Here is a 13,543-nt window from a genome sequence, read left to right as displayed (position 1 = left end):
GACAATGGCAATTTTAAGATCATCGTGATGATCGAAGAAGCTTGCAAGCCCCATGATCGTTTTTTGCTGAGACGTGTGATATCCTGTCGACCCAATAGCAAACGAACTTGATTCCAGAATTATAATCTTTTAAATTAATGATGCTCCAATTCTAAATAAGCTCTTGGTGATTTTCTAACTTTGTAGAAGAACCTCGTACGTTTCTTCTTCTTTCTCTCACCTTTTGAGCTGCCATCTATTTGGAGATCTGCAAATACTTCACTAGACATCTCATCCCCATTATTACTCAGCTAAGACAAGTCCCTTAAAAGGAACTTTGTACTTTTCAAAATAATCTTTTATCTTATGTAGTTCTGCGTATTTTGAATAATTTGTTTTTACGATTAAGCTTACACTTTCTAAAGAGCGAATAACTGGATAGAAGACCTCTTTCTTATTATCCATCTCCTTAAGATCAGGAAGATCCCAGAGCACGACATCTGATGATTCAACAAAGTTTTCGATAAACTCTTCAAAAGTTGAATTTCCTAATTGGTACATGACATCACAAATCTCTGAAAACTCTACAAACTCAACTCCCTGAGTTCCATAACATGTGTATTGAATATCTTCGTTTAGAATAGGTTTTTTGATTTCCTCGAGATCTTTAATATAGTTATGGTAAAGAGACTTTTGAAGATCATCTGTCACGACAGTAACTGTAACCTTTGCATTATAGTTAAGAAATGATGTTACACCAAGAACGGTCTTTTCACGCTCTCCCTTAACACCAGTGCTATTAAAAGCTAAACTCTTAATACCTCTATTAAAGTCTCTCAAATATGAATCGCCCAGTTTGAATAATTCTATATGATTTTTTACTTTATAATATAGTTTAGATAGTGACTTATTATTCTTTCTTCTAAACTCATGTCTACTTATTTCAACTTCAGCCGTTCTCTCTTTTGAAGATTTTTCATTCTCTTCGCCCATTGAAAGATTCGCGAAGACAATTTCTTCAGAAGCTTCTTCCTTAGCCTTAGGCTCGACCTCTATAACCTCAACCGCATGAGCTTTCTTCGCTGATGTACCAAAATCAATATCATCAATCATTTCAGCTTGAACTTTTTCCGTCTTAGTACTCGATTTCGTACTTGGCTTCTGGTTTGGCAATTGCCCTAAAAGAGCGACAGCTTCTTCAAATTCACTCTTGAGAGAGTTTCCTTTACTAAAATGCGTATTTGCAATAAATTCCTTATTTACTCTGGCTTCAATCGACGCCGCATCAACATAGATAGGTTCTTTAGAACGAGCTTTCTTTTTGCTATCGAAGATAAGATTTGTTCTCTTAACGTCATTGGCCTTAACCTCTTCAATGACAATGCGATTTATTTTTTTATTTTGAGTAAGATATGATTCTAATTCTCTTTGATTGATTTCTTTTTCACCATGTTTATCTACAACAGAAATACGAGTCTGCTTTTCATCAGAATCTGAATCAAAGTAATGCTCCGGTTTATTAAAAACCAGATTACCTTTAGCATGAAGCTTCTTATCAAGTTCAAAAACGTCTGCTAGTCTATGCTCCGACTTACATACATTTTCATTCTTTCCCTCAATAGAAAGTTCTTCATTTTCTTGAATGTCATATGCTTCGATCTTTCTCGCACCCATGACAACACCTCTAGTCCTATTTCATTATAGGCCTAACTAATGAATATATCGGTGTTCTAAAGAACTTTATTTAATAATTAACCCGTCTTCACAATTGACTACATAATTTCAATGGAATCGGTAAAATATGCCTAATAAATGTTAAGATATTCTCAAAGTACAAACCCTAAGTACCTGTCACAAAAGCTCAACTAATTGGCAGCCACCTATTTTTTCGCTAAAATCTAGCCATGAAAAAGTTTAACGAATTAGAAGATATCCAGCAGTTCAAAATGATCAAAGATGATCTCCTTGATTATAGAGAACTCGCCAATATCACTTCAAATGGAATCAACTATCCGATCGTAGGAATTACTATTGGAACGAAGAAAAAGAATGTTCCAACATTTGGAATCTTTGCTGGAGTTCATGGGCTTGAAAGAGTTGGTACACATATCGCCATTGCTTTTTTAAATAATCTCACAAATCGCTTACGCTGGGATCAGGAGCTAAGAAAAGAATTTGAAAACTTTAGAATCGTGATGATTCCTCTAATCAATCCGGCCGGAATGAATGAGGTAAGAAGATCAAATCATAATGGTGTAGATCTCATGAGAAATAGCCCCGTCGAGAGTGATCACAAAACTCCTCTTCTTCTAGGAGGGCATACTTATTCTCCTAAACTTCCTTGGTATCGAGGAAATCCCAATAAAATGGAAGTTGAAACACAGACAGTTGTAGACTTTGTTAAAGAAGAAATGTTCAACTCACCTTTTTCAATGTCAATTGATCTACACTCTGGCTTTGGAATGAAGGACCGACTTTGGTATCCCTATGCGAAAACGAAATCACCTTTTCCGTTAAAACCAGAAATTAGAAGAATGAGAGAACTGCTTGATACAAGTCTTCCTCATCATATTTATCATATTGAGCAACAGTCTGAATCTTATACGACAAGTGGAGATTTATGGGATTATCTCTTTGATCTCAATAATGATAACCCTCAAAAGAAAGGTATTTTTATCCCTTGGACTTTAGAATTAGGTTCGTGGTTGTGGGTTAAGAAGAACCCTCTACAGATTCTCTCAACACTTGGAATGTTCAATCCTGTAAAACAACATCGATTTGATAGAGTTATGAGAAGACACCTTCTTCTCTTCGACTTTCTTATTCAAGCGACGAAGAATAATAGTGCCTGGCTTATAAACTGATCCCTTTACGTGGGGCTAAGCCCACCCAAATAATCTAAATTATAAAATAAATAAAGATGTCGATATGCGCTTGTTGCATGTCGACTCTCTTCTTGATTAAGCTTTAACACCAGTATTGTGGAGCAGTTTAGATGATCTCATCGATAAGGTAGATTCGATCTTCTCCGCGCATATTGATAATGACTTCATCACCAACAGCAGTATTAAGAATCGCTGAACCAAGTGTTGAGAATACAGAAATGACAACAACAACTTTGTCTCCAACTTTCATAATATTCCCCATTCCAGAAGGTGCAAGAAAGTATGTATTAAGTTTGCCATTGTAACGAATATTTACAACAGAACCAATTTGAACAGTTCCTGATTTATCATCAAGAGAGATTTCTTCGTATAGCTCTTTTTCTGAAAGTAGTTCTTCCCTACTATGCTCATCAGCAGACATATTCGCCTCAGTCTCGAGCCCAGCAACAATCTTTTCAATAATTTGTGTTTTATCCATTTTCCCATCCATGTGATATTTAACGGTTCATTTCTTATAATATCATAGACTTATATTTGTCTGTAGCGGTCTAAATTTTCTACTTCACTACTAGGAATGCCACTGAGAAAGTGATATGTATGTCCCTGAAAATTATGGAAAAACGACCAATTTACGACTATTCACCAACAGAGAGAAACAAGGCACTTTTATCCTTAGGGCTTCCCGATTTTATTGAGAAAGAACTCGATAAGTGGTTCTTTAGAAAGAAAGATCTCGACCAGTCAAAATGGACGAAGATTTCTAAAGAACACAAATTACTTCTCAACAATAACTTTGATTTCAACTTACCTAAGGTTGTGTGGCAAGGGCTTTCAAGTGATGGGACAAGAAAGTTCTTAATTGGACTAGAAGATGGAAATAGTGTTGAAGCCGTGGCGATTCCTGCAAAAGATAGACTAACCCTCTGTATCTCGTCACAAGTCGGTTGTGCTATTGGTTGTACATTCTGTCATACGGGAACCCAGGGCCTGACGAGAAATTTAAAAGTTTACGAAATCGTTGGCCAATTTCTAGCTGTCTCACAATGGCTAATTCAAAATGTCTCAAAAGAGAGCCGCCTGACTAATATCGTCTTTATGGGACAAGGTGAACCCCTCCATAACTTTAAAAATGTCAAACAAGCAGTTGAACTATTTGTTAGCCAAACCGGAATTGCTCTAAGTAAAACTAAAATTACTCTCTCAACTTCTGGGCTAGTACCACAGATTGAAAAATGGGAAGAGTTTCCAGATATAAATGTGGCCATTTCTCTCCATGCAGTAAGAGATGATTTAAGATCCCAACTCATGCCTATTAACAAGAGGCATGATCTAAAAAGACTCTTTGATGCTCTTAAGAATATCCCTCTGAGAACATCTCGTAGAATTACTTATGAGTATCTGCTCATTGCTAATCTCAATGATCAAGAGCAAGATATTGAAGGTCTTTGTGAGCTTCTTCCAAGGAAACAATCTAAGATTAATCTGATTCCGTTTAACGAGTATCCAGGTAGTGACTACAAGAGACCATCAAATGAACAAGTCCTATGGTTTCAAAATGAACTACATAAACGTGGCTATACTTGTACGATAAGAGTTACCAAAGGTGACGATATTCTAGCGGCCTGTGGACAGTTGAAAACAGAATTTGAAAAAGTAAATATTTGGGATGGGCAAAGAGTATCGCCAAAGGTTATTGAGACAAATCACTATGAATAATCCAATTATTCTCATGGCAACAGGGGCGATCCTCATAGCCTTTAGTCCAATTCTTACAAAAGCAGTTGAGCTTCAGGCGACACCAATTGGATTTTATCGCTTTTTCTTCGCGACTTTAACGACAACACTCTACTTAATCCATAAAAAGAATGAAGTTCTTTATACCATTGATAAGAAAGAACTCCGAGCAGCACTTCCCTATATGGCCTTGGCCGGTCTTTTCTTTTCCATTGATCTTTTTTTCTGGAATCGATCGATACTTTCAGTTGGATCAGGTGTGGCAACACTTCTTGCGAATACTCAAGTTTTCTATCTTGCCTTTATAGGAGCACTTCTCTTTAAAGAAAGACTCAATCTTCTATTCTATCCCGCTTTAGTACTTTCGATCTTTGGAGTGAGTTTAACGAGTTCTCCGTATATTGATATATCAAATCTCTCTGACAAGGGAATGGGAATAATCTATGGTCTCTTAACAGGTATGAGCTATTCTCTAGTTACTCTTTGCTTAAGAAAAGCGAATGACTACTTTAAAGGTAAGCAAATTATTATCATCTATACGATGACTTTCTTTGCGATGGTTTTTTCTCTTCTTTTTTCTTTAATAGAGGGAAGTTTAGAAATCATTAAATCATCAGATCTCATCTATATGATTATTTATGGTAGCCTCATCCATATTTTTGGATGGCTCTTTATATCTCGCTCAATAAAAGTAATCCCTATTGCTCTAGCGAGCCTTTTACTCTTATTACAGCCAATCTGTGCCACCGTCTTAGGGTACCTCATTTACACAGAGGAGCTGGAGTTGATCCAGGTACTTGGAATGCTCATCAGTCTATTGGGAATTTACCTTGCCATGAGAGCGAGAAATTCCTAGCTCTCAAGACAATGATCTTTATCCTGTAGTGGATGTTTTGATTTATGATAACCCTTCTTATCTTTTTTAGACTCCAAGAACTTGATCTTCAAAAAGCTCTCTACTCTATCGTGCGTTCTCTCTTCAAAAGATGATCCAAATTCACGAGAGGACTCACTGGCCGAAACCCCTACTGATAAGATTGAAAATAAAAGAACTGCGAAAAATGATTTTTTCATATAACCTCCGATGTCTTGAGTATAGATCGAAGGAATATTTTCTTTGTAAGGACTGTGTCAAATCTCTGTCATTTCGATTTTTACATGACTAAGTAGATAGGCCAATTTTAAGAATTTTGGAAATCATTTCCTCATAGCTAAGCCCCATGGCCTTTGCAGACATTGCGAATTCATCACATTTAGCAATATTTGGATTTGGGTTGGCCTCTAGAATATACGGAATTCCCTCGTTAGAGAGTCGGATATCAACTCTCGCATATCCTGAAAGCTCTAGTGTTTTATATGTTTTCTTAACTGTTTTAATGATGATCTTTGCAAGCTCAGGATTGAGCTGTGCCCTTTGTGAGCTCACCCCTTTTCTTTCTCGGTAACTCTTATCCCATTTTGCTTTCTCAGAATAAAATTCCTTATTAGGATCATCTGAATTCTCAAATTTTAATTCCCACACTGGAAGAACTTGAAGCCTCTTATTTCCCATCACACCAACATAGAACTCACGTCCTTCTATAAACTCCTCTACAATGACATCTGTCTTATATTTTTGAGTTAGATAATCGATTCTCTCATAGAGTTTTTCTTCACTAGAAACAACAGATGCGCCGGAGAGCCCTAGAGAAGCTTCTTGATAAAGGCATTTCACAATGAGAGGAAACTTTATCTTCTTGGCCAGTTTCTTTGGACGAGATTTTCCAAAAACTTGAAATTTAGGGGTAGGTATTCTGTGATAAGAGAGAAGCTTCTTTGCGATGGCCTTGTCCCTAGCAATCATTAGTCCTCTCGGATTACAGCCCGTATAATTCACGCGTAACATCTCTAAGAAGCTCACAACATTTTGGTCAAAGAGAACTTCACCATCAAACTCTTCAAGTAAATTAAATGTTACATGGGGTTTAAACTCTTCTAAAGTATGCCTAATATGGGCCAAATCTGAATAGACACCAAGAACTTGAACTTCATGCCCAAGGCCCTTTAAAGCTTCTATCACATTATACTCTGTGATCCAGGGAGCAAATTCTAGTTCATCACCTTGAAACTCATTGGCATTGTCAGGTGGAACAAGATCTTCATGCATTAAAACCAGAACGCGATATTTCACATAATAATCCTATGTTTTCCTTCCTTGAAAAACTTCTTTGCGTGAGTTCTAACAAGACCTTCAAGTCTATGATTTGAACTCTTCTTGATGTAAAGACCCTTCTTCTTGGCAAGTCCTTCAAGATCTTTGAGAGCAGAGGCAACCTGATGATTTTTTCTCTTCAATTCAACAGATAACATTCTCTGTAAGTCTCTTCTATTACGTTTTAACTCTCCATAGAGATAAGCCCCTTCATTCATCTGACGAGGGCTCTTGAGGAGATAACGATGTAAGTGATTCTCATTACTCTCTAAGAGAAGTCTTTTTCTCTTTCTATTATAGTAGGTTCTTAGTGATATATCCAATTCTTCAATTGAATCCACTTTTTGATAACAAAGAACATTAGGTCTAGTGCCTTTTAACTTCTTCATGATTCGATCAACATACTTGATCTTTTCTATAGCAGGCCAATCTCTATAGAGAATTCTCCACCTTGATTTAGAGTCCAGCCATGTCGCAAAGGTTTCGGCCCAATCTTCTTCAGGATGAGCTTGAGCATAACCATCCTCGAGATGTCTAACAAATTTCTTAGAATAAAGTTTGGGCTCATAACTTGATGGGTACTCGATATTGTGATCACCAAAAATTTCAACTCTTCTTTGGCAGTCTTTTAAAAAGAAGGCATTGTCCATTGCATGACCACATTCATGTCTAAGAAGCTTCAAGAACCACTGAGAGTCTTCACCTTCGACATGGCCAATCATCTTTCTTTCAATTTCAATGAGTCTAGGATGTAGTAGAAAAAATGGAAGAGCAAAACCAGTGACTCCATCAGGACAGAACCAATCATCACTGATCCAAATACTGGGTTTAAAGCATAGACCTTTCAACTTCAACTCATTGAAGAAACTCTGGCAAAGCGGACCGTATGCAGACTTCTCTATCGAAAGAGGAAGGTCGCATAAGCGCATTTTTAAAATTTCGCTATCTGAGCAATTGTTAAGATTCATCTATTTTAAGCACCCTTTAGTATTGAGACAGTTTAGGATATTTTTAGCGCCAACTTGCTCTACTTTATCAGCTAGTATGCGATAGAGAGGTACAAAATGAGAAGACTGTAGTTTTAATAGTCCACGAAATCTTGCATCCCCTAAGAAACTCTTATAGTCACTGTCTGAAAATGACAACATTGTATTTCCTGTCGAATTCGCAAGCCCATAGAGCATGCCACTTTCACGAAGAAATATCGGCGAACCAGAGTCTCCAGGAGAAGAGTCACACCCCATCGTCTGACCTAGCTCATCATCGAAGAAGATTTGGCAAAGCTCACTCTTCTCTTCCTTAAAGTCTTGTTTTTCATTATGATAGTAGCCTCTACCTGCGCTTAATAGTGCTGTTTGAGATTCCATTCTTTGTGCTTCAAACTTAATTGGTGTTAAATCGATATCTTCGCTCAAAAGAACAAAGGCATAATCGAGCTTGGATTGTGGATTTATGATCTGAGAGCAAGTAAAGCTCTTTCCTCTCACATCTTCAACAATAAGGCCCTCACACTTTTCTTCTTCAATCACATGACGATTTGTTGCAATAAGCGCTCTTCCACTGTAGTTGCCAAGAAAAACTCCCGAGGCGCTTCCAACCCTAAAGAGATAGTTCTCGAGCCCCTTATCAACTATAAGCTCTAAGTCCTCTCGATCCCATGAACTCCCAATGGCAAAAGAGTGAGAACGGTATTGCTTATATTGAAATAGAAAGGACTTTAAAAAGTAGTCCCCAAAGTCAGTAAATTCGTAACTGGCCTTAACAGCTTTAGCATAAGCGGAGAGATCACAGAAATTAAGCGAACTAGTCATGCCATAGAGTGCATCCTCTTTGTCCATATCATTCTGTGCAGACTGCAAAGTCTCGATATCATTGTCAATTCCGCAACTTAGAGCAGGAACTCCCCAAAGGAGATTGAATATAAATAATAATTTCAACATCTTCACGCGCTGCATTATACATATTTTTTCACTCTGATTCCATAATGGCCGTAATTATTACTGATATAAATTCATGATCTAAATCATTGTGATTACAATGATTTCCATAGATATTCCTCTTATGAAAAACTTAATTGAGAAATACGATCGTCCAGGGCCACGATATACCAGTTTTCCGGCCCTCCCATTTTGGAAAAATGACCTTAGTACTGAGAAGTGGCTAGAGCATATTGAGCTCTCTCTAGAGCAACAGGGGCATGCGGATCTCTATATCCATATTCCTTTTTGCCAGAAGCTTTGTTGGTATTGTGGTTGTAATCGAATTATCACAAAGAACACAGAACGATCTCAAGAGTATATCCAATCATTAATCAATGAGTGGAAGTTCTATACTCAGAATATTGATAATATTAAACTCAAATCAATTCATTTCGGTGGCGGGACACCAACCTTTCTCCCGGCAGAACAATTAAGAGAATTACTTAGTATTTTCAAACCTCATCTCCATGATGATTTCATCGGTTCAATTGAGATTGACCCAAGAACCGTCAATAAAGAACAGATTGAGGTTTTGAGAGAGTTTGGTTTCCATAGGGCCTCTCTAGGAATTCAAGACTTTGATAGTGATGTACAAACTTCAATTAATCGCATTCAAAGTTACGAGCTTGTTGAGGGCGTTGTTAAGATGCTAAGAGAAAGCGGGTTTGATTCAATCAACTTCGATCTTATTTATGGACTCCCAAAACAGAGCTTACAATCAGTTCAAAGAACGATTGAGTTAGTTTCGAGGTTATCGCCAGACCTATTGGCATTTTATAGCTACGCTCACCTCCCAGATAGAATTCCGAATCAAAAACTTATTGATGAAAGCTTTCTTCCAACTGGTAATCTAAAAAGAGAGCTCTACGAAACTGGAAAGAAGACACTCTTTGAATGTGGCTATTATGAAGTTGGAATGGATCACTTTGCCAAGAAAACAAATTATCTCTATCAAGCCTTTGATAAGAAGAAACTTCATCGCTCATTTATGGGCTACACAGATGCGAAGTCATCAACGCTTATTGGCCTAGGTGCGACAAGCATTTCTAATACAGATTATAGCTTCAGACAAAATAGTAAGGATGTAAAAGACTACACTGAGCAAATGAGTAAAGTTAGATTGCCAGAAAATCAGACCTCTCACGAACTCAATCCTGCAGATCAAATAATTAATGAGGTGATACAGAACCTCATGTGTAATCTTCAGGCCGATATAAGTAAGGTTGAATCTCTAGAAATTTGGAAAGACATTCAACTTGGTCTTGATGAATTTTCAAAGGATGGTCTAACAAACTTAGAGAATAATGTACTTCACATTACCGAGATGGGAAGAGTCTTTCTGAGAAATATATGTATGATTTTTGATCCTTATCTTGGAGCAAAAGGAGCAATGAGATTTAGCCAAACAGTCTAATTGCGAACAACGTGAATCTGATTATGCCTGTTGATTCTTATTGTGAACTTGGCAGGCTTAATTTTATTCCTAAGATTAGTCATATGAGTATTTATGGCCCTAGAAACAACTGTTGTCTCTCCCCAAACATACTTAATAAGTTCTTCCTTAGGAATGCGCTTTTCTTGATTTAAAAGAATATAGTAGAGAATCTTAAATTCAATAGAAGTCAAACTCACTTCATCACCTTCGATTGAAGCCTGGAATTTCTCAAGATTAAGTTCGAGGTTCTCACAAGAAAGATTCTTCTTTTCATCAACAGCATTTTCTTCGGCCTTATTCAGCCTATTCATAATTCTCGCTTTTATTTGTGACGCTGACATTGAACGAATAAGAAAGTCTTCTGGACCAAGTCTTAGGGCCTCTGAAACTGTTTCATCAGAGTCATCCATAGAATAGAACATCACAGGAATTTCAGTTGTCTCGACATCATCAGAAAGCTCTCTAAAGAGCTGAATTCCATTTTTAAACGGCATATGAACGTCAAGAATAACCATATCAGGCTTAAGCTCTTTAACAGTACTTAAAGCGTTTAAAGGATTTGATAAAGTACTAATATCGAAGTCATCTTCAAAGATATCTACGAACATTTCGAGATTAAGTAAATTATCATCAATGTATACGAGCGAAAACTTTTTCATGAATTATTAGTAGTTTACACAAGCTTTTCGTAAAATAGGAGTCAAGAAATCTTTATTTTGCACAATATAAACTATTTAAAAACAAGGTAATCTATTGTTTTTAAAGGACTTTTAGGTAAAAAAGTCACCTATTTTTTGATATTTTTAAACCTATTTATAAAGAAAGACCTCTCTTCTTTAGAGAAGAGAAGTGCCAAACAAATGATGAAGTTCACACTAAAACAAAGAGCTGACTTAATAAAGAAAAGGGTCCAAGTACTGGTATTGAAGTATTCAATATAATAATAACCCCCAACAGAGGCAGCACATATATAAACTAACGAAGGAATGAAACTCAATAACAACTCATTCTTTTTGAAGTTAAAAACATCTTCTAAGTGTTTCATCATCCACCATATAAAAATAACGAAATATGAGAATAAAGTTCCTAAGATAGGCCCTACATGGCCATACTCAATCGTAAAGAAAATAGAAGAAACAATATTTACGATGGTGCTTACGACTTGTAGTTTTATCAGTCGGTGAACTTTGTGTGTGACTGTAAAACACCATCCCCAAAAAGTTAAAACAGATTGAATGAAGAGATTTATAACTGCTACGATAATGAAGACATCACCGACATAGAGGTGCTCTCCAACCCAAAGAGACACGAAAGAGCGTGACATAAGAATTAATGGGATGGCAACAATTGCAGAGGTCACGGCAATAAACTTAGTGATTCTAAAAAAGAGATCTCTAAATTTTTCAGTTTCATTAGAGTTATACAACTCCCCCATAGCGGCCCAAGTCGAGCCCGATATCCCCATAAGAAAATTCCCCGCAATGCTTATGACTCTCTGTGAAATAAAGAATGCAGTAACTGAAAGTGGAGACATAAATTTTGAAATAATAATGGTATCTGAATAAATACTTAAACGACCAGTTAAGCTAGTCAAAAGTACTGGCCATTGAATGTGCCAAATATCTCTCTTTTTCTGGTCTATTAATGCGTTCGAAATATCGTCTTCAGTCCTTGGCGTAATTTTGTGAAACTTATATAAATAGTAGAAGTATGGAAGGAGTTGTCCAATGGCAAAACCAATTGTCATTCCAATTAAACCGTAGCCTAAGTAACCTAGAAAAATCGCTATCACTGAATAACAGAGATTTTGAAAGGTTAATCCAAAGCCAATCAAATACCCCATCTGATTGGCCTCTAAGTAGGCCTGATTAACTTTTAAAGTTAGAAAGAAAATCCCCATTCCCATAATGAGATAGGAAGTAAGCAATTCTTGAAAAGGTATCGTTTCCGTTGGGATGAAATAATTAAGAAAAGGAATAAAGCCTAAGAAAACAAGGACAGACAGAAAAGTTAACTTGTAGTAAATTTTCTTTGAAGCATATATCGTTGCCCACTTGTCCTTAAGATCATTCTTGGCGATGGCCTTATTTAAGACCAGCATCATCGAGCCAAATATTCCAACATCAATAATCCCGAAGTAAGAATAGACATCAAAGAGAACTCGATAAGTTCCAAATCTTTCTTCACCAACAAACTTTAACAAGAGAGGAGCCGCAATAAAGCTCACGAGAATTCCCGTGATCATGCGGAAGTTCTGCACAATAAAACTTAACAAACTCTTCTTAGTTCTCAATATAATTCCCTAAGCTAATATATAGTCTTAAGTATTATATCGAATTTTTGCGCTCTCTCCTATGCGGCAGACACCTTCTCTTTCGTTATTGCTCCCTTATCTAGTGCACTCTTCCAGTAGTCCATGGTTTCCTGCCCAATGAGATGCTTGTAATTAGGAAAGACACTCTTCTCTAAATAACTCACAAGCTCCTTAGCCTCTTGATCAAAACCAAAAATAGAAAGTGAGTGAATAACTCGGGCTATGCGAATATAGTTATGATTATAGGCCGTCAGCCAATCTTTTGTGAGAAAGCTCTGGAATCCTCTTGGTCGAATAAACTGGCACGATTTGTGAGGGACCTCAAAGCCCCAAAAATTCTCCATCATATTAAGAGAGTGAAGAAGATTCTCTCTGACTTTGGGATCAGACAACATTTCGCTTAAGTCATCTTCACTGACAATTGGCGCTGTTTCACTATGATTACTCTTCATCTCAAGAGGGAAAAGCCACTGAATAAAATGATGGGTATTTTCAATTTCCCAATCATTAAAGCCCCAAATATCTTTCAAATATAATCCTTCGGGATTCTTTAATTGGTTAGTATAAAATGAACGAAGTGTTCCCATATAACCTCCAAATCAGATTCCACTTAATTATACTCCTAGGAGTTTATTTCCCATTTATGAACAAGATCAATGTAGTAAGTTACTGAATTTGAAGTAAAAAATCTGAGATAACTACTTGAAAAATTTAGAGTATCAGTAATGATATTCGTCAAATATTATTGGCAACAAAGCTTATAGACAATAATCAAGAAATCTTAACTGTTAAAACTTTTAGAATTAGCTACAATTATACTTAATTAGGCAGCAATTTTCGAAATTGTTTGTCTCATCCCTATGCAAACCATGCACGAAAGCCCTCTGTAAAGAGGGCTTTCATTTTTCTAGAGTCTTCCTCCACAATGTGGCATTGAAGAATCATAAGGATTGTGGACTTTTTCCATCTTAGAGACATTTTGAATCCACTTCTTTCTTACCATTGGACAATAATAGGCCTGGTACT

The 13,543-nt window shown here is 36.7% G+C and carries 14 protein-coding genes; 4 read left to right on the top strand and 10 right to left on the bottom strand.

Features of this window, described 5'->3' with window-relative positions; translation table 11 throughout:
* Window positions 1-134: 134 nt before the first annotated feature.
* Entirely contained in the window at window positions 135-269 is a 135-nt protein-coding gene (locus tag M901_RS18170) for a hypothetical protein (protein WP_021276883.1), read from the bottom strand.
* Between the two features lie 13 nt (window positions 270-282).
* Window positions 283-1,653 (bottom strand): hypothetical protein, encoded by a 1,371-nt coding sequence (locus M901_RS03900; RefSeq protein WP_021276880.1) that lies wholly within the window; start codon window positions 1,651-1,653, stop codon window positions 283-285.
* Between the two features lie 230 nt (window positions 1,654-1,883).
* Between M901_RS03900 and M901_RS03895 the strand changes: the two genes are divergently transcribed.
* Entirely contained in the window at window positions 1,884-2,843 is a 960-nt protein-coding gene (locus tag M901_RS03895) for a DUF2817 domain-containing protein (protein ID WP_021276872.1), read from the top strand.
* Window positions 2,844-2,970: 127 nt separating this feature from the next.
* On the opposite strand, the gene M901_RS03890 is transcribed toward M901_RS03895, so the two are convergent.
* Window positions 2,971-3,342, bottom strand: a complete 372-nt coding sequence (locus M901_RS03890; protein WP_034720143.1) for a GreA/GreB family elongation factor — start codon at window positions 3,340-3,342, stop codon at window positions 2,971-2,973.
* Between the two features lie 119 nt (window positions 3,343-3,461).
* Between M901_RS03890 and rlmN the strand changes: the two genes are divergently transcribed.
* Window positions 3,462-4,580: a 23S rRNA (adenine(2503)-C(2))-methyltransferase RlmN gene (rlmN, locus tag M901_RS03885; RefSeq protein WP_021276878.1), complete on the top strand. Its 1,119-nt coding sequence runs from the start codon at window positions 3,462-3,464 to the stop codon at window positions 4,578-4,580.
* Window positions 4,573-5,454 (top strand): DMT family transporter, encoded by an 882-nt coding sequence (locus M901_RS03880; RefSeq protein WP_021276876.1) that lies wholly within the window; start codon window positions 4,573-4,575, stop codon window positions 5,452-5,454. Before rlmN ends, M901_RS03880 begins: the two co-directional genes overlap by 8 nt.
* On the opposite strand, the gene M901_RS03875 is transcribed toward M901_RS03880, so the two are convergent.
* The 4 genes from M901_RS03875 to M901_RS03860 all read right to left on the bottom strand — a co-directional run bounded on the left by M901_RS03875 (window position 5,451) and on the right by M901_RS03860 (window position 8,729).
* Window positions 5,451-5,672: a hypothetical protein gene (locus M901_RS03875; RefSeq protein ID WP_021276873.1), complete on the bottom strand. Its 222-nt coding sequence runs from the start codon at window positions 5,670-5,672 to the stop codon at window positions 5,451-5,453. The genes M901_RS03880 and M901_RS03875 overlap by 4 nt on opposite strands.
* Before the next feature lie 88 nt (window positions 5,673-5,760).
* Window positions 5,761-6,768 (bottom strand): ATP-grasp domain-containing protein, encoded by a 1,008-nt coding sequence (locus M901_RS03870; RefSeq protein WP_232422508.1) that lies wholly within the window; start codon window positions 6,766-6,768, stop codon window positions 5,761-5,763.
* Window positions 6,765-7,757: a putative zinc-binding metallopeptidase gene (locus M901_RS03865; RefSeq protein ID WP_021276885.1), complete on the bottom strand. Its 993-nt coding sequence runs from the start codon at window positions 7,755-7,757 to the stop codon at window positions 6,765-6,767. The genes M901_RS03870 and M901_RS03865 overlap by 4 nt, the downstream gene beginning before the upstream one ends.
* A complete protein-coding gene (locus M901_RS03860) occupies window positions 7,758-8,729 on the bottom strand; it encodes a trypsin-like peptidase domain-containing protein (RefSeq protein WP_157679809.1) in 972 nt (323 codons plus the stop codon).
* A 121-nt stretch (window positions 8,730-8,850) separates the two neighbouring features.
* On the opposite strand from M901_RS03860, the gene hemN reads away from it, so the two are divergent.
* Window positions 8,851-10,182: an oxygen-independent coproporphyrinogen III oxidase gene (gene hemN / locus M901_RS03855; protein WP_034720145.1), complete on the top strand. Its 1,332-nt coding sequence runs from the start codon at window positions 8,851-8,853 to the stop codon at window positions 10,180-10,182.
* Here hemN and M901_RS03850 read toward each other — a convergent pair.
* From M901_RS03850 to M901_RS03840, 3 genes are all read right to left on the bottom strand, one after another.
* Entirely contained in the window at window positions 10,179-10,862 is a 684-nt protein-coding gene (locus tag M901_RS03850) for a response regulator transcription factor (RefSeq protein ID WP_034720141.1), read from the bottom strand. The genes hemN and M901_RS03850 overlap by 4 nt on opposite strands.
* Before the next feature lie 128 nt (window positions 10,863-10,990).
* Window positions 10,991-12,448, bottom strand: a complete 1,458-nt coding sequence (locus M901_RS03845) for a lipopolysaccharide biosynthesis protein (RefSeq protein ID WP_034720139.1) — start codon at window positions 12,446-12,448, stop codon at window positions 10,991-10,993.
* Window positions 12,449-12,555: 107 nt separating this feature from the next.
* Entirely contained in the window at window positions 12,556-13,104 is a 549-nt protein-coding gene (locus tag M901_RS03840; protein ID WP_021276881.1) for an opioid growth factor receptor-related protein, read from the bottom strand.
* Window positions 13,105-13,543: the final 439 nt, after the last annotated feature.

The organism is Bacteriovorax sp. DB6_IX (assembly GCF_000447775.1).
Lineage (GTDB): Bacteria > Bdellovibrionota > Bacteriovoracia > Bacteriovoracales > Bacteriovoracaceae > Halobacteriovorax_A.
The sequence above is the reverse complement of the archived record's forward strand: the minus strand, read 5'-3'. Positions and strand labels throughout refer to the sequence as shown.